This is a genomic window from Bradyrhizobium sp. WBOS08 (genome assembly GCF_024585125.1).
GTDB classification, from domain to species: Bacteria; Pseudomonadota; Alphaproteobacteria; order Rhizobiales; family Xanthobacteraceae; genus Bradyrhizobium; species Bradyrhizobium japonicum_B.
Window position 1 is genome coordinate 3,734,721 of sequence record NZ_CP028988.1, and the last position, 18,565, is coordinate 3,753,285.

The 18,565-nt window shown below is 66.0% G+C and carries 16 protein-coding genes; 8 read left to right on the forward strand and 8 right to left on the reverse strand.

Features of this window, described 5'->3' with window-relative positions; genetic code table 11:
- The first annotated feature begins 112 nt into the window (after positions 1–112).
- On the forward strand, positions 113–757 hold the full coding sequence (locus DCM80_RS17800; protein WP_028138486.1) for a YqgE/AlgH family protein: 645 nt from the start codon (positions 113–115) through the stop codon (positions 755–757).
- Positions 758–922: 165 nt separating this feature from the next.
- On the opposite strand, the gene DCM80_RS17805 is transcribed toward DCM80_RS17800, so the two are convergent.
- The gene (locus tag DCM80_RS17805; protein WP_257192880.1) at positions 923–1,810 is read right to left on the reverse strand and encodes a TauD/TfdA family dioxygenase; all 888 of its coding nucleotides are present in this window, start codon (positions 1,808–1,810) and stop codon (positions 923–925) included.
- Between the two features lie 98 nt (positions 1,811–1,908).
- Positions 1,909–2,688 carry an SDR family NAD(P)-dependent oxidoreductase gene (locus DCM80_RS17810; protein WP_257192881.1) on the reverse strand — a complete coding sequence of 260 codons (780 nt, stop codon included), beginning with the start codon at positions 2,686–2,688 and terminating at the stop codon, positions 1,909–1,911.
- Between the two features lie 98 nt (positions 2,689–2,786).
- Here DCM80_RS17810 and DCM80_RS17815 point away from each other — a divergent pair, with 98 nt between their 5' ends.
- Both DCM80_RS17815 and DCM80_RS17820 read left to right on the forward strand, forming a co-directional pair.
- On the forward strand, positions 2,787–3,524 hold the full coding sequence (locus tag DCM80_RS17815) for an SDR family NAD(P)-dependent oxidoreductase (RefSeq protein ID WP_257192882.1): 738 nt from the start codon (positions 2,787–2,789) through the stop codon (positions 3,522–3,524).
- Positions 3,525–3,607: 83 nt separating this feature from the next.
- On the forward strand, positions 3,608–3,976 hold the full coding sequence (locus DCM80_RS17820; protein ID WP_028138482.1) for a CsbD family protein: 369 nt from the start codon (positions 3,608–3,610) through the stop codon (positions 3,974–3,976).
- A 173-nt stretch (positions 3,977–4,149) separates the two neighbouring features.
- Here the strand turns inward: DCM80_RS17820 and DCM80_RS17825 are convergent, their stop codons facing one another.
- Together DCM80_RS17825 and DCM80_RS17830 are read right to left on the reverse strand one after the other, a co-directional pair.
- Complete coding sequence (locus DCM80_RS17825) at positions 4,150–5,859, reverse strand: DUF459 domain-containing protein (protein WP_257192883.1); 1,710 nt, start codon at positions 5,857–5,859, stop codon at positions 4,150–4,152.
- Between the two features lie 170 nt (positions 5,860–6,029).
- Entirely contained in the window at positions 6,030–7,424 is a 1,395-nt protein-coding gene (locus tag DCM80_RS17830; protein WP_257197969.1) for a lytic murein transglycosylase, read from the reverse strand.
- A gap of 222 nt (positions 7,425–7,646) precedes the next feature.
- Here DCM80_RS17830 and DCM80_RS17835 point away from each other — a divergent pair, with 222 nt between their 5' ends.
- The gene (locus DCM80_RS17835) at positions 7,647–8,522 is read left to right on the forward strand and encodes a UTP--glucose-1-phosphate uridylyltransferase (RefSeq protein ID WP_028138479.1); all 876 of its coding nucleotides are present in this window, start codon (positions 7,647–7,649) and stop codon (positions 8,520–8,522) included.
- A 105-nt stretch (positions 8,523–8,627) separates the two neighbouring features.
- Here DCM80_RS17835 and DCM80_RS17840 read toward each other — a convergent pair whose 3' ends face one another.
- Positions 8,628–10,124 (reverse strand): diguanylate cyclase, encoded by a 1,497-nt coding sequence (locus DCM80_RS17840; protein WP_257192885.1) that lies wholly within the window; start codon positions 10,122–10,124, stop codon positions 8,628–8,630.
- A 154-nt stretch (positions 10,125–10,278) separates the two neighbouring features.
- On the opposite strand from DCM80_RS17840, the gene DCM80_RS17845 reads away from it, so the two are divergent.
- The gene (locus DCM80_RS17845; RefSeq protein ID WP_028138477.1) at positions 10,279–10,542 is read left to right on the forward strand and encodes a hypothetical protein; all 264 of its coding nucleotides are present in this window, start codon (positions 10,279–10,281) and stop codon (positions 10,540–10,542) included.
- A 127-nt stretch (positions 10,543–10,669) separates the two neighbouring features.
- Here the strand turns inward: DCM80_RS17845 and DCM80_RS17850 are convergent, their stop codons facing one another.
- Entirely contained in the window at positions 10,670–13,546 is a 2,877-nt protein-coding gene (locus DCM80_RS17850; protein WP_257192887.1) for an EAL domain-containing protein, read from the reverse strand.
- Positions 13,547–13,685: 139 nt separating this feature from the next.
- Entirely contained in the window at positions 13,686–14,684 is a 999-nt protein-coding gene (locus DCM80_RS17855) for an NAD(P)H-quinone oxidoreductase (RefSeq protein WP_257192888.1), read from the reverse strand.
- A 117-nt stretch (positions 14,685–14,801) separates the two neighbouring features.
- On the opposite strand from DCM80_RS17855, the gene DCM80_RS17860 reads away from it, so the two are divergent.
- Both DCM80_RS17860 and DCM80_RS17865 read left to right on the forward strand, forming a co-directional pair.
- The gene (locus tag DCM80_RS17860; protein ID WP_257192889.1) at positions 14,802–14,993 is read left to right on the forward strand and encodes a DUF1192 domain-containing protein; all 192 of its coding nucleotides are present in this window, start codon (positions 14,802–14,804) and stop codon (positions 14,991–14,993) included.
- 500 nt (positions 14,994–15,493) lie between these two features.
- Complete coding sequence (locus DCM80_RS17865) at positions 15,494–16,003, forward strand: DUF1465 family protein (protein WP_028138473.1); 510 nt, start codon at positions 15,494–15,496, stop codon at positions 16,001–16,003.
- Between the two features lie 190 nt (positions 16,004–16,193).
- Here the strand turns inward: DCM80_RS17865 and rpmE are convergent, their stop codons facing one another.
- Positions 16,194–16,421, reverse strand: a complete 228-nt coding sequence (gene rpmE, locus DCM80_RS17870; protein ID WP_011084323.1) for a 50S ribosomal protein L31 — start codon at positions 16,419–16,421, stop codon at positions 16,194–16,196.
- 197 nt (positions 16,422–16,618) lie between these two features.
- Between rpmE and DCM80_RS17875 the strand changes: the two genes are divergently transcribed.
- Positions 16,619–18,469: an ABC transporter ATP-binding protein/permease gene (locus DCM80_RS17875; RefSeq protein WP_257192891.1), complete on the forward strand. Its 1,851-nt coding sequence runs from the start codon at positions 16,619–16,621 to the stop codon at positions 18,467–18,469.
- Positions 18,470–18,565 lie beyond the last annotated feature (96 nt).

Here is an 18,565-nt window from a genome sequence, read left to right on the forward strand (position 1 = left end):
AACCATTGAATTGCTTGTGATGGATGCAGCCGAATCGCGTCCCTGCAAGCCTTGATTTGACAGCGGCTCGGGCCGACATCAGGATAGGAATTGAAACCGGAGTGCTTCACCGATGGCTCCCACAGGAAAGAGAACGGGCGAAAGCACCCGCCGCGCGGGTCCGGCGCTTCCCAATTCGGCCGGTTATCTCGACGGCCGGCTGCTGATCGCGATGCCCGTGATGGGCGATTCCCGTTTCGAGCGCTCGGTGATCTATCTCTGCGCCCATTCGGCGGAAGGGGCGATGGGCATCATCGTGAACCACCCGGCCGGCAGCATCGACTTCCCCGAGCTGTTGCAGCAGCTCGGCATCATCAAGAAGGGCGAGCACATCAAGCTGCCGGAGAATGCCGAAAGCATGAAGGTGCTGCGTGGCGGCCCGGTCGATACCGGACGCGGCTTCGTGCTGCATTCCAGCGACTTCTACATCGAGAACGCGACGCTGCGGATCGACGACGGCGTCTGCCTCACGGCGACCGTCGACATCCTGCGCGCCATCGCCAGCGGCTCCGGCCCCAAGCACGCCATTCTCGCGCTCGGCTATGCCGGCTGGGCGCCGGGCCAGCTCGAGACCGAGATCCAGAGCAACGGCTGGCTGCATTGCGATGCCGATGCGGATCTGATCTTCGGCGACGACGTCGACGACAAATACACCCGCGCTTTGCAGAAGATCGGCATCGATCCCGGGATGCTCTCGAACGAGGCCGGACACGCGTAGCATCAGGGTCCGCTATATTGGTTCCACTTACCGCAGTCGTCGCCCGGCTTGACCGGGCGACCCAGTACGCCGTAGCAGATGTGGTGAGAACGCTTCCTTCAACGCAGGCCTCTGGAATACTGGATCGCCCGCCTTCGCGGGCGATGACACCGGTTGCAGACTATATTACTCCGCCGCCTGCTGCTGTACCGTCGGCTCCGTCCCCGCGACCGTCGCGCGGCGCATGTCGCGGGGCTGCGACTGGTCGTAGCGGCGGACGCGATGCATGGTCTGGCGGTTGTCCCACATCACGAGGTCATGCAGCTTCCATTTGTGGACGTAGACGAATTCTGCTTGCGTCGCGTGCTCGTTGAGATCGCGCAGCAGCAAGCGGCCTTCAGGCACGCTCATGCCGACGATCTTGCCGGCATGCGACGACAGATACAGCGACTTGCGACGGTGCACGGGATGGGTCCGCACCAGCCGCTGCAGCACCGGCTTGAACATCTCCTTCTCCTCGTCGGTGTATTCGGTGAAGCCGAGCGACCCCCGCGAATACATCAGCGAGTGCTCGCAGACGAGGTCTTCGATCTCCGCCTTGGTCTCGTCGTCGAGCGCGTCATAGGCGGCGCGCATGTCGGCGAACTCGGTGTTGCCGCCCTTCGGGTTCACCACGCGCGCCGACAGCAGTGAGAATTTTGCCGGGATCGGGCGGAACGAGCTGTCGGAGTGCCACAGGCAATTGCCGAGATTGAACAGATTGGCGCGGCTGTCCTTCGGCAGCGGCTTGCCGTCCTTGCCGAGGTTGGAGACGTCGTTGAGGCCCGAGGTGAGGCGGTATTCATCGGCCTTGGTGATGTTGCCGCCGCGGGCCTCCTCGCGCTGACCGAAGTTCAGGGCGAAGGCCATCTGCTGCTCGTCTGTGATGTCCTGGTCGTGGAACACCAGCACCGCGTATTTGTCCATGGCGGCCTCGACCTCGCGTGCTTCGGCCTCGGTGAGAGGCTTGCGCAGATCGAGGCCGGACACCTCGCCGACGAAATGTTTCTGCAGCTGCCGGATGGCGATCGTCATGACGTTCTCTCCCGCGTATCGCGAGCGGTTGGTCCCGCTCTGTCGACGAAAAAGCTACTCCCGCGCTCGGACTTGTCAACGCGCGGCGCGCATGCCTCTCACGCGTTCCGCGCCATCAGCCCGCCGTCGACCGGGATCACCACGCCGGTGAGGAAGGACGCCGCCGGCAGGCACAGGCTCAAGGTCATATGCGCGACCTCCTCGGGATCGCCGTAACGGCCGAGTGCGGTGCGGCGCTTGGCGTAGATCGTCTTGTGCTCCTCGGAGATGCGATCGGTGATGGCGGTGCGGATCGGGCCGGGGCAGATGCAGTTGACGGTGATGCCCTCGCGGCCGAGCTCCACGGCGAGCGAGCGGGTCAGGCTGGCAACGCCGCCCTTCGCCGCCGAATAGGGGCTGTGCAACGCGGTGGCGCCGAGCGCCTCGGTCGAGGCGATGTTGACGATGCGCGGGCATCTCGACTTGCGCAGATGCGGCAGCGCGGCGCGGATGATGCGCGGATGCGCCGTCAGCATCACGGCGATGCCCCTCGCCCAGGCGTCCTCATAGCTCTCGTCGTCGATCGCAACACGGACGGAGATGCCGGCGTTGTTGACGACGATGTCGAGCCCGCCGAAATGCGCGGCGACCTCATTCACCACGCGCTTGATCTCGCCGCCGTCGGCAACGTCGAGCTTCCACGCTTGTCCTGCGCCACCGCTCGCGGCGATCTCCGCGGCCACCGCCTGCGCGCCCTGCGCGTCGTAATCGGTGACGGCGACATTGGCGCCCTCGGCGGCGAACACGCGCGCGGTGGCACGCCCCATGCCGCTGGCCGCGCCGGTGACGAGAACGGTCAGGCCCTTGACGGACCGGCTGAGCTCCTTGAACCCGGACATGTTGTTTCCTCGGAACGCTGCTTGTTCTTGTTATGATTGACAAGGCTGGCATCGATCCGCAGACAGGTCAAACAAAGCAAGACAAAAGGGAGGCCGCCATGGCGAACGAGCTCGATTTCTCAGGCAAGCAGGTGCTGGTCGTCGGCGGCTCGAGCGGGATCGGCAACGGCATCGCGCAGGCTTTTCGCACGCGGGGCGCGCAGGTCGCGGTGTGCGGCACGCGGGCTCGTGCAGCGGAATATTCTGCGGAAGAAGGCTCCGATCTCACGGGCCTTTCCTACGCGCAGCTCGATGTCAGCAATCCCGGCGCGATCGAGGCGTTCAAGCCGTCGTTCGACAGGCTCGACGTGCTCGTGCTGGCGCAAGGCGCGGTGCTCTATCGCCGCGGCGAGTTCGAGATGGCCGGCTTCCGCAAGGTGGTCGAGGTCAACCTGATGAGCCTGATGGCCTGTGCGACGCGGTTTCATTCCATGTTGCGGGATGCCAAGGGCGCGCTGATCATGGTGTCCTCGACCGCGGCCTATCATTCCACCATGGGCAATCCCGCCTACAACGCGTCGAAGACCGGCGCGGTCGGATTGACGCGAACCCTCGGCGAGGCCTGGGCCGAGGACGGCATCCGCGTCAACGGCATCGCTCCGGGCCTCGTCGACACCAAGATGACGAAGGTGACGACCGACAATCCCAAGCGGCTCGAAGGCGCGCTCGCGCGCATCCCGCTGCGGCGATTGGGCACGCCGGCCGACATGGCGGGCGCGGCGCTGTTCCTGGCCTCGCCGCTGTCGTCCTACATCATCGGCCAGACTCTGGTCGTCGATGGCGGGCTGATTCTGTAGCCGTCCGGGCAACACTTTCGTCATCGCTTGGAACTGCGCTGCTCCTGATCGGTTACTTGGGCTGACCCCCGAGGAGGAGCATCATGGACACGGATCGGATTGTTGGATCGGCCAAGGAATATGCCGGGCGCGCGGAAGGCGCGATCGGAGACCTGGCAGGCGATGCCAAGACGCAGGCATCGGGCAAGGCGCGGGAGGCTGCGGGTACGGTGCAGAATCTCTACGGCCAGGCCAAGGATGCCGTGCGCGATGCCGCGGACACCGCGACCAGCTACGCCAAGGACGCCTATGAGAACAGCGGCGACACCTTCCGCGACGGCACGCAGGCGCTGTCGAAGAAGGTGCAGGACAATCCGCTCGGCGCCCTGATGGTAGCCGGCGGCATCGGTTTTGCGCTCGCGCTGCTGATGTCGCGCCCCGCCCGCCGTCCGCCGCCGCGCTGGCGCTACTAACGGCTGGGCCAAGAGCTCAACGTTCTCGTGCCCCGGACGCAGCGCATCACGCAGTGGTGCGCTGCTGAGCCGGGGCCCATTCTTTTTTTGGATGCCTTGAGAGGAGCCGGGTCCCGGCTCTGCGACGCATCACCAAGGGGTGCTGCGTCGCGTCCGGCACAAGAGACCTTCGCTTACCGGAACATCTCGGCGGAGCGGCCGACGTTGCCCGGTGGACGCGGGATGCCCGGATTGGGAGCCGGATTGCGCGGCCCGGGCGCCGGCGCCAGTTGACGCGGCGGCCCTGGCTGCGGCGAGCCGAAGCCGAAGAAATCGCGGAACGAGGGCGGCGCCTGCGCCGGCTGCTGCGGTGGTACCGGCGGCTTCTTCGGCGCCAGTTTCGGCGGCCCGATCGCGGCTGCGGCGCCCGCCGCGGTCGGATTGGCGGCGCTCCCCTCAGGGGTCGTCGCGGCCATCGGCGTATCGCCCTTAGCCTGCTCGCGGCCGACTTCGCGGCGCGGCCAGGCATAATCGTCGGCGCGGCCGGCCGGCGCTGCCAGCGGCTCACCCTTCACCATCGTCCTGGCAGCGAGCGCATCGACGGCGGCGGGACGCGAGCCCGGGCCGCCCAGCAATTGATCGGTCGAGATCGAGGCCGCGACCAGCGGCACGATCGGCCCGGCCAGCGGCCGCGGCGCGGGCTTGCCGGGCTCGGCACTGGTGTCGGGGGTCGCGGGCTCGCTCGGCAGCGCGATCGGGCCGGAGCGTCCGGCCAACAGGCGCGTGATCTCGCGCTCGACATAATGCGCGAGCTTGCGCGCGCCGGCCTTGGTGAAATAGACGCCGTCAGAGCTGCGCAGCTGGCGAATCTGGCCTTCGAAGTCCGGGCCCTTCTGCAGGAAGCGGCCGGCTTCGTCGACGAAACCGTCCCAGACGTCGACATAGGTGATGCCGGCCTTGGCCGCGCCTTCGCGATAGAGCGAATCCAGGAACAGCGTATCCGCGGTGCCCTTGGGTCCGCGAACCGCCGGCAGGCCGACCCACAGCACCGGCACGCCCTTGGATTTGAGGACGGCCGCGAGCTCCTCGATCTTCTTGCTGTAGAGCTCGATCCAGCGCTCGTCGCGGAATTCGTAGAGGCCGTTCGGATTGCGCGCGGTCTTTTCCGGCGCGGCCGCAGGCGTGTCGGCGTTGTCGGCGTCATCCTGCGGCAGGTCGGCATCGGCAGGCTTGTCGTCGGGCTTGGCGGCGCTGTCGGTGCCCGGCTTCGTCTCGCCCGGCTTTGCCGGCGGCTTGCCGCGCGCGCCCTTGTCGTTTTTCTTGTCCTTGTCCGCGGCGGGCTTGTCCGTCTTCTCGGCCGCAGGCTCGCGGATCGCGGCGCGGTCGTTGAGGCCGAGCATGACGACGATGACGTCGGGCTTTTCGGTCTCGAGGATGCCCCTTGCCGCCGCCGCCCAGTCCGAGGGCTCGCCCTTGGGCTGGTACCTGATCAGGCCGGAAACGGTCTTGTGCTTGCGGATCACGCCCATGTCGGGCTGTTCGGCGTAGGCATCTTCCAGGCCGTAGGCGAGCCAGTCGGCCATGGCATCGCCGAGCACCAGCACGTTCTTCTCGGGGATGGTGTCGCGCTTGGCCGGCGCCGGGGCCCGCGAAAAATCCTGCCGCGGCGCCTGCTGCTGTTGCTGCTGGAACGGTGCGAAGAAGTCGCCGCCGAACCAGCCGCCGCCTCCACCACCTCGGGGTGGCGGCGGCGCCGAGCGCTGCGGCGGGCCGCCGAAGCCGGGGAAGTTGAAGAACTGCGCCGAGGCAGGTCCTGCGACCACCACCAGGATCGCAAGCGCCGTCCCCAGCGCGATCAACGGGCCGGTCTCGGTCAGTGCCTTGAACAGGGACTTCTTCGACATGCGATCTCGGGCACCCGCAACGGGGATCGGAAGTGGCTCAATATAGTAACGGAATCGGGCGCGAAACGGGCAAATTCCGTTGCAGATTCTTGTCCCATACACCGGGGAACAGCCGCCTGCGTCAAGCGCGGCGGGCGAAATCCCTGTTCAGGGTTACTTTCGGGGCGATTCTACCGTCCGCGCAGCCGATCCAGCGCCTCGGAGGAGGCAAAGCCGTCGGCGGGCACCCCGATCGAGGCCTGGAAATTGCGCAGCGCCTCCCGGGTCTGGCCGCCGAATTGGCCGTCCGGAGTACCCTTGTAGAAGCCGCGCTGGGCCAGCAGCTGCTGCAGCTCCAGCCGCTCGGTGCGCGACAGCTCCCGCTCCTGGCGCGGCCAGGGCTGCACGAAGGGCTGCCCGCCACGCAGGCGGTCGGCGAAATGGCCGATCGCCAGCGCATAGGCCTCGGCCGGGTTGTACTTCATGATGACGCGATAGTTCTGCAGCATCAGGAAGCCGGGTCCTTGCGCGCCCGCCGGCGCCAGCAGGTAGGCCTTCTCCGCCGGATGCGGGAACGCCTGCCCGGTCGCCCGCCTCAGCCCGAGCTTCTCCCATTGCGCGATCGGCATCGCCTTGGCGCGGTCGGCCAGCATGTAGTTGAAGCCTTGGGGCACCACGACCTCGTAGCCCCAGGTCTGGCCGGCCTGCCAGCCATCCTTCTTCAGATTGTTGGCGGTCGATGCGATCAGATCGGTGGGATTGTCGACGACGTCGCGCCGTCCGTCACCGTCGCCATCGACGGCAAAGCGCTTGAACGCGGTCGGCATGAACTGGGTCGGGCCGAAGGCGCCGGCCCAGGAGCCGCGCATCTGCTCCGGCCTGAGGTCGCCGCGGTTGAGGATCTCCAGCGCCGACAGGAACTCGTCCTTGAAATAGGCCTGGCGGCGGCCGATGCAGGCCAGCGTCGCGGTCGATTGCAGCACGCTGCGGTCGCCCATCTGCGTCGAGTAATTGGACTCGATGCCCCAGATCGAGGCGATGATGTAGCGATCGACGCCGGTGGCCTTCTCGGTGGCGTCGAACTGCGCCTTGTATGTGGTGAGAATCTCGCGGCCCTTGGCGAGGCGGTTGTCGTTCACGAGGATGTCGAGATAGGCCCAGATCGATTTGGTGAACTCGGGCTGCGAATCCATGAGGTCCATGATGCGCAGATCGGGGCTGAGGCCGGCCGTGAAGCGCTGGAAGTTTTCCTGGGTGACGCCGCGCCGTGCGGCATCGGGCCACATCCCGGCGACGCAATTGTTGAAATTGGAGGCCGCCTCGCGGATCGCTGCCGCCGTCATCAAGGGATGGCCGGAGGCGCCGTCCTCGCCGGTCCAGGGCAATGCTCCCGTTTGACCGCCGCCGGGACCCGGCGCAGGCTGAGAGGGCGCCGCGTTGGAGCCGGAGAAGATGCCGCCGAACAGGTTGGACAGGCCGTTCTGCGCCTGAGCGTGCGCGCCGGCGGGCAGGAGCAAAGCGGCCGCAACCATCATCGCGCCGGTCGCGGATACCGTCCGTCTTGCCTGTCCTGCTACCGATCGCATCATGTCCCACCCATCGGGCTTTTCAAAAATCCGCCATCAGGAGGCCTGGTTACGGTTGCCAATAGCTTAACAAAGGTGAAATTTTGGTGGCGGCCTTTTTCTTAACTCTGCGCGGGTGAGGCCCCACATCCGCCTTTGTTGGCGGCTGCAAACAGGTTAGCAAATGCCATTGCTCCGTTCCCAGCTCCGTTCCCATGGGCTCTCAGGTATTCGATCAATCACATGAAAATTCGCAAAGCCGTATTCCCCGTTGCCGGCCTCGGCACCCGTGTCCTGCCCGCCACCAAGGCGATGCCGAAGGAGATGCTGACCATCGTCGACAAGCCGCTGATCCAGTACGTCTATGACGAGGCGAGGGAGGCCGGCATCGAGCACTTCGTCTTCGTCACTGGCCGCAACAAGAACGTCATCGAAGATCATTTCGACCGGATGTACGAACTCGACGCGACGCTGGCGGCGCGCGGCAAGAAGGCCGAGCAGGACATCCTGGCACAGAACCAGCCCGACGCGGGCGCGGTCAGCTTCACGCGCCAGCAGGCGCCGCTCGGGCTCGGTCACGCGGTCTGGTGCGCGCGCGACATCGTCGGCAACGAGCCGTTCGCCGTCGTGCTGCCCGACGAGCTCGTGCTCAACACGCCCGGCTGCCTCAAGCAGATGATCGAGATGGCATCATCGCTCGGCGAGAAATCCAATCTGGTCGCGGTCGAGGCGGTGCCCGACCATCTCACCCATCAATACGGCATCTGCGGCGTCGGCAAGCGCAGCGGCAAGATGTTCGAGGTCGACGGCATGGTCGAGAAGCCGGCCAAGGGCACCGCGCCCTCGAACCTCTCGATCACCGGCCGCTACATCCTGCAGCCCGAGATCTTCAAGATCCTGGAAACGCAGGAGCGCGGTGCCGGCGGCGAGATCCAGCTTACCGACGCCATGATCGGCCTTGCCAGATCGCAGAAGTTCTACGGCGTCGAGTTCGAGGGCGAGCGCCACGATTGCGGCTCCAAGCCCGGCTTCCTGCGCGCCAACATCGCCTACGGCCTGAAGCGCCCCGAGCTGCGCGACGGCTTGATCGCGGAGATGAAGAAGTATCTGGGACAGTAGCGCGCCGTCATTGCGAGCGAAGCGAAACAATCCAGAATTTTTCCACGGAGAATGCCTGGATTGCTTCGTCGCAAGAGCTCCTGGCAATGACGAGGAGAGAGCTCGTCACGCCACCAGCGACAGCTTCGGCAGGCTCGCGACCACCGACTGGTTGCGGCCGCCAGCCTTCGCGGCGTAGAGCGCCTTGTCGGCGGCGGCGACCAGGATCGACCAGTCCATGCCGGCGGTGGGAACCAGGCTGGCGACGCCGCAGGACACCGTCGAAATCACCTGCTCATCGGACCAGCCCTGCACCTTGGTCCGGATCGCCTCGGCAACCTTGAAGGCATCTGTGGCGGACGTATTCGGCAGCAGCACGGCGAATTCCTCGCCGCCATAGCGCGCGGCACAATCGCCGGCCCGGCTCACCGAATCGGAAATGCAAATGGCGATGCCGACCAGCACCTGGTCCCCTGCCTGATGACCGAAGCTGTCGTTGTAGGCCTTGAAGTGATCGGCATCGATCATCACCAGCGCGATCGGCGCCTTCTGGCGCATGGCGCGCCGCCATTCGACGTCGATGACGGAATCGAACTTGCGGCGGTTCTTCAGGCCGGTGAGCGCGTCGGTCGTCGCCATCTCCTCCAGCTTGCGCTCGGCCTCGGCGCGCCGGCCGATCTCGCGCGCCAGCACGAGCGTCGATCCCAGCACGAACAGCGCGAGCGCCAGCACCACGGCGCCGATGCGGAACGCCTCCTTCTCCCAGAGCGCGAAGACGGCGGTCAGGGGTTTGCCCGCCACCACGAACAGCGGTCCGCTGTCGCCGCCGCGGACATAGAGCCGCGGCGTCGGGTCGACCGGACCCTGTCCCGAATAGGCGGCCCCGATCCGGAGATTGTCGGCCCTCCAGCTGCGGCGATCGTTCAGGTTGGTGCCGATGATGTCGAGATCGAATGGCCGCCGCATCATGATGGTGCGGTCGCGCTTGAGGACGGTGATGGTGTCTTCGGGATCGAGCTTCAGCTGCTCGAACAATTGGTGGAAATAGCTGAAGCGGATCGAGCCGGCGACGACGCCGAGGAACCCGCCGTCGGTGTCGCTGATGCGCCGGCTCAGCACGATCGCATAGGTGCCGCGAAACAACATGGGACGGCTGATGAACAGCCCGACCTCTGGATTGTCGCGATGGACCCTGAAGTAATCCTCCTCGCTCCGGTTCTCGGGGAGGGGATCGAGCGTGGAGGCGTCGATGGTCAGCCGGCCCTCGGCATCGAACACCTGGATGGCGCCGAAATGCTTGGCCGTCGTGGCGTGGTCGAACAGGATGAGGTGACGGATCGGCTTCGATACCGTCGCGAGCTCCGGCAGCAGCATGTTGCTGGCGACCGCCTTCAGCGACAAATCGTAGATATCGAAGTTGCGGCTGACGTCGGACTGAATGGTGGTCGCGAGGTTCTCCAGCGTCTGGCGGGCGAGCGCCTCCTCGCCGCGGCGCATGTCGAGCATCACGTTGACGCAAACGGCGGAAAAGCCGATCACCGTCACGATGGACGAGATGATCAGCAGTTTCGCCGAAATCCGCCACGGCCGGCGGGCCATGGCGTCGCGCCATCCAGACAGCATCGTTTGCTCCCGACATAAGTGGATGCGCTCGAAAGCTTGCGCGATGTTTAAGGCGGGACGGCGCTGCCGTACTGAGTTAAGAATCGGTTTACGCAGGCCACGGTTTTGGGCAGACCCGGCGTGAGCAGGCCCGCTTTCGGACGAGAGGACGATTGTGAACGACTACGACGCGTTGCGCGACTATCTGATGCGGCAGAAGCAGGACGAGCTGGTGCTGAGCTTCGAGCAGATCGAGGAGATCATCGGCGCGGCCCTGCCGCGCGCGGCCAATCGTGCCTCGTGGTGGGACAGCCTGCGCAGCCCCGACATCCAGATGCCGCAGCGCGAAGCCTGCCTCGCCGCGGGCTTCGTCGCGACACGGATGCCGGATGGTGCGAGCGTGCGGTTCAGGAAGCAGAAGTCGCAGAGGCGGTGGTAGTGCAGCGGCATCCCAACAGTATCGTAGGGTGGGCAAAGCGAAAGCGTGCCCACCACCTCTGAATGGTGGGCACGGCGCAAGGGCGCCTTTGCCCACCCTACGATACCGGTTTCAGAGGTGCGAGCGATCAGCTCGCCGCTTCGAGCCGCACTTCGGTCAAAAGCCGCATCGCGGCGTCGGCGTCCATCGGCTCGCCGAAGGCGAAGCCTTGGGCGTATTCGCAGCCCATCTGGTAGAGCTCGACTGCGTCGGAATCGGTCTCGGCACCCTCGGCCACCACGTCCATGCCGAGGTCGTGCGCGAGCGCGATGATCGACTTCAGGATCACCGGCCGGGTGCCGCGGTTGGTGGTGCGCACGAAGGACTGGTCGATCTTGATGGTGTCGAACGGGAATCGCTGCAGGTAGGCCAGCGAGGAATGGCCGGTGCCGAAATCGTCGAGCGAGAGCCCGGTGCCGAGCTCGCGGATCCGCGTCAGCATCTGCGCGGCGTGCTCCGGGTTCTCCATCACCAGCGATTCCGTCAATTCGAGCTTGAGCGTGCCGCGCGCCACCGAGGAGCGCGACAGCACGGTGCGGATGTCGTGGATCAGGTCGTGGCGCAGCAATTGCCGCGACGAGACGTTGACGGAGGCGAAGATCGGCTCGCGCGAGCGCATCGCGCGCTGCCACACCGAGAGCTGCTTGGCGGTCTGGTCGAGCACGAACATGCCGAGGTCGACGATCAGGCCGGTCTCTTCCGCGATGCTGATGAATTCCGACGGCGCCATGCGCCCGAGCTTGGGGTGATCCCAGCGCACCAGCGCCTCGAAGCCGGCGACCGAACGATCCTCCAGCCGCACGATCGGCTGGTACAGGATCGTCAGCTCCTGGCGCTCGATGGCGCGGCGCAGCTCGCTCTCCAGGGTCAGGCGATCGGTCTTCCGCGCCCGCATCGCCGGCTTGTAGACGTCGATGCGGTCGCCGCCGATGCGCTTGGAATGATACATCGCCAGCTCGGCGTCCTTGATGATCTCGTCGGTGAGCTGGGTTTGCGGATCGGACAGCGCGAGGCCGATCGACGCCGTGAGGAAGATCTCGCGGTCGTTGAAGGCGATCGGCGCGCGGATGGTCTTGCGGATGGTCTCGGCGAAGGCGGTGATGCGGGCGGGGTCCTGCTCCGACAGCAGGATCAGGCCGAACTGGTCGCCGGCCATGCGGGCCAGCGTGTCCTGCGGCTTCAGGATGCGGGTGAGGCGGCGCGCCAGCGTCAACAGAATGGAATCTCCGACCGCGATGCCGACGGAATCGTTGACCTGCTTGAAGCGGTCGAGGTCGATCACCATCAGCGTCGGCCGCAGCGTCGGCATGGTCTTGGCGAAGTTCGCGACCGCACCCAGCCGGTCCATGAACAGCTTGCGGTTGGGCAGGCCGGTGAGGTTGTCGTGCACGGAATCGTGCAGCAGGCGCTCCTCGGCGTTGCGCAGCTCGGTGACGTCGGTGAGCGTGCCGACGACGCGCGAGACCTCGCCGTCCGAGCCGACCACCGGGCGGGCCTTCAGCGCGAACCACATGAAATGGCCGTCCGGGGTACGCAGGCGGAAATCCTGCACCAGGCGGCCGCGGCGCTGGTCGAGCACGCTGTCGAGCGCGGCGCGGAAGCGGTCCTGGTCGAGCGGATGCAGCACCTCTAACCAGGAGGCCGCGGGCCCTTCCAGCGTGCCGCGCTTGAGGCCGAGCAGGGCCTCGGTCTCGGGGCTGGTGAAGACCTTGTCGGCGGACACATCCCAGTCCCAGATCAGATCGCCCGAGCCGGCCAGCGCCAGCGCGCGCCGCTCGATGTCGGAGACGACGCCGGTGGTGGCGCCGCCGCCTGCGAAGGCGTGCTGCATCACCGTGAAGCCGATCAGCATCACGATCAGCACGAGGCCGCCGAGCAGGGCCGGGCCGACGATGTCGTTGGTGACGGAGCCGGCTACGGTCATGCCGGCCGCGACTACCCAGACGACGAGCAGGAACCAGGTCGGAATCAACAGAACGGCGCGGTCGAAGCCGTGGGTGGAGAGATAGACGATCAGCGCAAAGCCCGCGAAGGCGATCAGCACCAGCGAGATGCGGGCGATGCCCGAGGCCACCGCCGGATCGAACAGCGCGAGTGCCACCAGCGATCCCAGGAAGGCGAGCCAGCCGATCGTGATGTGGGAATAGCGCACATGCCAGCGGCTGAGATTGAGGTAGGCGAACAGGAACACCAGGAGCGTCGCCGCCAGGATCGCCTCGCCCGCCGCGCGCCAGATGCGCTCGGCGTTGTTCGACATGTCGAGCACCTTGCCCCAGAAGCCGAAATCGACGCCGATATAGACCAGCACCGCCCAGGCCAGCGCCGCGGCGGCCGGGAACATGATGCTGCCCTTGACCACGAACAGGATGGTCAGCACCAGCGCGAGCAGGCCCGAGATGCCGATCACGATGCCCTGGTACAGCGTGAACGAGTTGACCTTGTCCTTGTAGGCTTCCGGCTCCCACAGATAGAGCTGCGGCAGCTTGTCGGTGCGCAGCTCCGCGACGAAGGTGACGACGGCGCCGGGGTCGAGGGTGATGCGGAATACGTCCGCAGTTGCACTTTCCTGCCGTTCGGGCCGGTCGCCGATCGAAGGCGTGATGGTGGCGATGCGCGACAGGCCGAGGTCGGGCCACAACAGGCCTGAGGAGACGATGCGGTAATGCGGCGCGACGATCAGGCGGTCGAGCTGGTCGTCGGTGTTGTTGGCGAGCGCGAACACCACCCAGTTCTGGCCGCCTTCGCGGGCGCGTACCTCGATGCGGCGGACGATGCCGTCGGTGCCGGGCGCGGTGGAGACCTGGATGCGGTCGGCATCGCTGCGCTGATGATCGAGCACGCCGGTGAGGTCGATCGCGGGCGCGTCACTGCGGACGCTGACGGCGTCGAGCGCGCGCGCGGGATACGCGGCGACGAGAATCATGAGGCCCAGCGCGATGGGCGCGAGGCACCTGATCAGACGCAAGGTCAGTTCTCCGCGTTCGACGCAAACTCTGAGTAAGAGCTGATTTCAGACCGGACCGAAGTGGTCCGGTGCGTCGCGATAGATGCCACGAAAGCGAGGAAAATCAAAGGGTTTCCGGCCCGCCCTGTGGGTCAGCGGCCTAGACCTCCAACACAATTTTGCCAATATGTGCGCTGGTTTCCATGCGCCGATGCGCGTCGGCGGCCTTTTCCAGCGGGAAAGTGCTGTCCATCAGCGGTTTGACGCGGCCTTCGCGCAAGAGCGGCATCACTTTCTGCTCGATTGCGGCCACCATCGCCGCCTTATCCGCATTCGTACGGGGGCGCAGGGTCGAGCCGGTATGGGTGAGGCGCTTGACCATTACTTTGGCGATGTTGACGCTGACCTTGGGCCCGTTGAGGGTTGCGATCTGCACGATCCGGCCATCGACCGCGGCGGCGTCGTAGTTGCGGTCGACATAGTCGCCGGCGACCATGTCGAGGATCAGGTTGACGCCTTCCTTGTTGGTCGCTTCCTTGACCACGGCGACGAAGTCCTCGGTCTTGTAGTTGATGGCGCGGTCGGCACCCAATTTGAGGCAGGCATCACACTTGTCCTGCGATCCCACGGTGACGAACACCTTGGCGCCGAACGCCTTCGCCAGCTGGATCGCCATGGTGCCGATGCCGGAGGAGCCGCCATGGATCAGCAGCGTCTCGCCGGCCTTGAGGCCGCCGCGCTCGAACACGTTGTGCCAGACCGTCATCAGGGTCTCCGGCAGCGCGCCGGCTTCCTTGATCGACAGCGCCGGCGGCACGCTCATGGCCTGGGCGTCCTGGGCGATGCAGTACTGCGCATAGCCGCCGCCGGCGACCAGCGACATCACCTTGTCGCCGACCTTGTGCCGCTTGGCGTTGCTGCCGACCGCGACCACCTCACCGGCGATCTCGAGGCCGGGCAGGTCGCTGGCGCCGGGCGGCGGCGGATAGGCGCCGGAGCGCTGTGCGACGTCGGGCCGGTTGACGCCGGCGGCCATCACCTTGACCAGGATCTCGTCCGGGCCGGGCTGCGGCAGGCTGCGCTGTTCCGGGATCAGCACCTCCGGTCCGCCGGGCTTGGAGATGGCGACCACGGTCATTTGCGCGGGCAGCTTGTCCATGATGTGTCCTTGAGCAAAGGTGCGGGGATGAACCAGGCCTTTGATTAGCCAGCGCAGTCCGGACTGGCAACCGCCTCAGCGTTGCGGTCCGGTCCGCGGACGAGAGGAGGAGCGAGAATGGCGACGGAAGACGACGACCGCCCGCGCAGGAAGATCACGCACGAGATCGGACAGGATCTGTCACTGTTGTCGGTCGAGGAACTGACCGAGCGCGTGACCTTGCTCAAGACCGAGATCGCAAGACTGGAGGAAGCCGCCACCAAGAAGCGCGCCTCGCGCGATGCGGCGGATCATTTTTTCAAGAAGTAGGCTATCGAGACTCACCTCTCGTGTCCCGGGCGCGCCGCAGCGCTTAAGCGCTGCTGCGCAGAACCGGGACCCATACCTCTCCCGACACATCGGCCAAAGGACTGGGCCCCGGCTCAGCAGTGCAGCACTTCGTGCCGCACTGCGTCCGGGGCACGAGACCTCGGCTCGGCCGCTGGCCGACATGGCTAACGAACTCTCAAAAAATTAGCTCGTTTACTCCAGATTAAGCTTTCGGGTTTATGACTGGAACTGTCCTCGTTTGGACACCGAGTGGCTCCTGTCCACTCTGTTTGACGCCTCCCTGTTATCAACTTTCAAAGCCGCCGGTCTCCGGCGGCTCTTTTTTTGCGTCTATTCCCGGTTGAATTCCTGGGAATGACCCGCGGAAACCATATCCGCGCTTGTCACTGGACTCCGCGTCTCGCCCGCGCAATGATTTGTTCATCATAAAGCCGGCGCCAAAGCCGGACAGTCAAACAGTTGCGTATGAGGCGTTAACCATGGAACGTTTGCAGGCCGACGGCGCGCTCGTTCAACTGAGCGAGCGGTTCACCAATTCCGCGGCGTTTGGCGTTCTGTTCCGCGAGGGCATGGATCTGGTCGAGGAGACCGCCGCCTATCTCGACGGCGCCGGACGCACCGAGGCCAAGGCGCTCGACCGTGCCGTCAGCCTCACCTACGCGACCGAGAGCATGCGTCTCACCACCCGCCTGATGCAGCTCGCCTCGTGGCTGCTGCTGCACCGCGCGGTGAAGGAAGGCGAGATGACGCTTGTTCAGGCCAATCGCGAGAAGACCAAGGTCAAGCTCAGCGCCGCCGATCCCGGCCCCGCCGACACCATCGAGAAGCTGCCCGCGCAGCTCCAGGACCTGATCCATCGCTCGATGAGCCTGCAGACCCGCGTCCGCCGCCTCGACACCACCATCCACACCCCGCCGGCCGAGCACGTCGCAATCGGCAATCCGCTGGTGCCGCACCTCAACGCGCTGAAGGCCGCGTTCGAGCGGTAAGGTCGATCAACCATCTCGGTCGTCATTCCGGGACGCGCCTCTTGGCGCGGGCCCGGAATCCATACTCCCGATCGTGGTTATGGATTCCGGGCTCGCGACTTTGTCGCGCCCCGGAATGACACCGCCCGATAAACAAAAACGCCCCCGGTTTCGCCGGGGGCGTTTTTCGTCTCCAGCCCTGCGGGCCGGATCAGTCCTTCTTGAGGAAGCCCGAAAACTTCTTCTGGAAGCGCGAGACGCGGCCGCCGCGGTCCATGATCTGGGCGTTGCCGCCGGTCCAGGCCGGGTGCGACTTTGGGTCGATGTCGAGGTTCAGCGTGTCGCCTTCCTTGCCCCAGGTGGAGCGGGTCAGGTACTCGGTTCCGTCGGTCATCACGACTTTAATCGTATGATAATCCGGATGAATTTCGGCTTTCATGACAAATTCCTCGGCGCCCGGCGCCTGTTCTGGTGGCTCGCGAATGACGGATTTGGCCGGCTCTATACCTCACGATATCAGCCAAAACAAGCGGGCTTGCGCGGCTGAACCGGGTTTGCCCCTAAGGGACATCCCGGATTTGCCACTACCCTTGCACCGGCCTATTGGGAGCAAACGAATGCAATGGGCCAGATCTCATGAGCGCAGTGGAACGGCTTGATGACCAATATGTCGATCAGCCCGGAATGAACGCCGCGGACACAACCTCGATCGAAGCCGAGCTGATCGAAGCGCCGGCCAAGGGCCGCGCCAGGCTGCGGCCGCTGCTCGCGCTGGCGCCCTATGTCGGCCGCTATCGCGGCCGGGCGGCGCTGGCCTTCGTCGCGCTCACGGTCGCGGCCCTGACCACGCTGTTGGTGCCCATCGCGGTGCGCCGGATGATCGATTTCGGCCTGACGCCCGAGGGCATCGAGCTGATCAACAGCTACTTCTCGGTGATGCTCGCGGTGGTCGGCGTGCTCGCGCTCGCCAGCGCCGCGCGCTACTACCTCGTGATGACGATCGGCGAGCGCATCGTCGCCGACCTCAGGCGCGACGTCTTCGCTCATCTGCTCTCGCTCTCCCCCGCCTTCTTCGATTCCGCGCGCAGCGGCGAATTGATCTCGCGGCTCACCGCCGACACCACCCAGCTCAAATCGGCCGTCGGCGCCTCCGTGTCGATCGCGCTGCGCAATCTGATGATGTTCCTGGGCGCCACGGCGATGATGGTGATCACGAGCCCGAAGCTGTCGGGCTTCGTGCTGCTGGCCATTCCCTTGATCGTGCTGCCGCTGGTTGCCTTCGGGCGCTGGGTGCGGCGGCTGTCGCGCAACGCGCAGGACACGCTCGCCGAGGCCTCGGCCTATGCGGGCGAGCTGGTCGGCGCGATCCGCACCGTGCAGGCCTATACCAGCGAAGGGTTCGCCGAGAAGCGTTTCGGCGGCGAGGTCGAGCACGCCTATGAGGCCGCGCGCACCTCGACCCAGGCGCGCGCCGTGCTCACAGCCATCATCATCTTCATCGTGTTCGCCAGCGTGGTCGCGATCCTCTGGATCGGCTCGCATGACGTCCTCACCGGCGCGATTTCGCCGGGCCGGCTCGGTCAGTTCGTGCTGTATGCGGTGTTCGCCGCGGCGGGCCTCGGCCAGCTCAGCGAGGTCTGGGGCGAGGTCTCGGCGGCATCCGGCGCGGCCGAGCGCCTGTTCGAGATCCTGCACGTGAAGCCCGACATCACCGCACCCGCCTCAGTGCGCGCGCTGCCGGTGCCGGCACGCGGCGAGGTCGGGTTCGATCGGGTCAGCTTTGCCTATCCGGCGCGGCGCGACGTCAATGTGCTCGATGCCGTGTCGTTCACCGTGCGCCCCGGCGAGAAGGTTGCGATCGTCGGCCCATCCGGCGCCGGCAAGAGCACGATCTTTCACCTCTTGCTGCGCTTCTACGACCCGCGCAGCGGCACGATCTCGCTCGACGGCGTGCCGGTCAAGTCCGCCGACCCCAGGGATTTCCGTGCGCGCATCGCACTGGTGCCGCAGGAATCCGTGGTGTTCGCCGCGAGCGCCCGCGAGAACATCCGCTTCGGCCGGCCCGATGCCACCGATGCCGAGGTCGAACGCGCCGCCGAGCTCGCCCATGCCGCCGAATTCATCCGCCGCCTGCCCGAAGGTTTCCAGACCCCGCTCGGCGAGCGCGGCGTGACGCTGTCGGGCGGCCAGCGCCAGCGCATCGCGATCGCCCGCGCCATCCTGCGCGATGCGCCGCTGCTGCTGCTCGACGAGGCCACCTCCGCGCTTGATGCCGAGAGCGAGACGCTGGTGCAGACCGCGCTGGAAGAGCTGATGCGCCACCGCACCACGCTGGTGATCGCGCACCGCCTCGCCACCGTGCTGTCCTGCGACCGCATCCTGGTGATGGACCAGGGCAGTATCGTCGAGCAGGGCACGCATGCCGAGCTGGTGGCCGCGAACGGGCTTTACGCCCGGCTGGCAAGGTTGCAGTTCGAGGGGGCGTGAGGGGCAGAGCGGCGTGAGGTCTCGGTCGCCGTTCCAGTCACGGTGTCATTCCCAGCGAAGGCGGGGAATCCAGTACGCCCCGGCGTCTCGGTTCAA

Bases quoted from the DNA above. Each gene is read 5' to 3' on its own strand.
- DCM80_RS17815 (WP_257192882.1), top strand. From the start codon at position 2,787: ATGGCGAACGAGCTCGATTTCTCAGGCAAGCAGGTGCTGGTCGTCGGC.
- DCM80_RS17835 (WP_028138479.1), top strand. From the start codon at position 7,647: ATGAAAATTCGCAAAGCCGTATTCCCCGTTGCCGGCCTCGGCACCCGT.
- DCM80_RS17875 (WP_257192891.1), top strand. From the start codon at position 16,619: ATGAGCGCAGTGGAACGGCTTGATGACCAATATGTCGATCAGCCCGGA.
- DCM80_RS17855 (WP_257192888.1), bottom strand. From the start codon at position 14,684: ATGGACAAGCTGCCCGCGCAAATGACCGTGGTCGCCATCTCCAAGCCC.
- DCM80_RS17810 (WP_257192881.1), bottom strand. From the start codon at position 2,688: ATGTCCGGGTTCAAGGAGCTCAGCCGGTCCGTCAAGGGCCTGACCGTT.
- DCM80_RS17820 (WP_028138482.1), top strand. From the start codon at position 3,608: ATGGACACGGATCGGATTGTTGGATCGGCCAAGGAATATGCCGGGCGC.
- DCM80_RS17860 (WP_257192889.1), top strand. From the start codon at position 14,802: ATGGCGACGGAAGACGACGACCGCCCGCGCAGGAAGATCACGCACGAG.
- DCM80_RS17830 (WP_257197969.1), bottom strand. From the start codon at position 7,424: ATGCGATCGGTAGCAGGACAGGCAAGACGGACGGTATCCGCGACCGGC.
- DCM80_RS17800 (WP_028138486.1), top strand. From the start codon at position 113: ATGGCTCCCACAGGAAAGAGAACGGGCGAAAGCACCCGCCGCGCGGGT.
- DCM80_RS17840 (WP_257192885.1), bottom strand. From the start codon at position 10,124: ATGCTGTCTGGATGGCGCGACGCCATGGCCCGCCGGCCGTGGCGGATT.
- DCM80_RS17805 (WP_257192880.1), bottom strand. From the start codon at position 1,810: ATGACGATCGCCATCCGGCAGCTGCAGAAACATTTCGTCGGCGAGGTG.
- DCM80_RS17825 (WP_257192883.1), bottom strand. From the start codon at position 5,859: ATGTCGAAGAAGTCCCTGTTCAAGGCACTGACCGAGACCGGCCCGTTG.
- rpmE (WP_011084323.1), bottom strand. From the start codon at position 16,421: ATGAAAGCCGAAATTCATCCGGATTATCATACGATTAAAGTCGTGATG.
- DCM80_RS17865 (WP_028138473.1), top strand. From the start codon at position 15,494: ATGGAACGTTTGCAGGCCGACGGCGCGCTCGTTCAACTGAGCGAGCGG.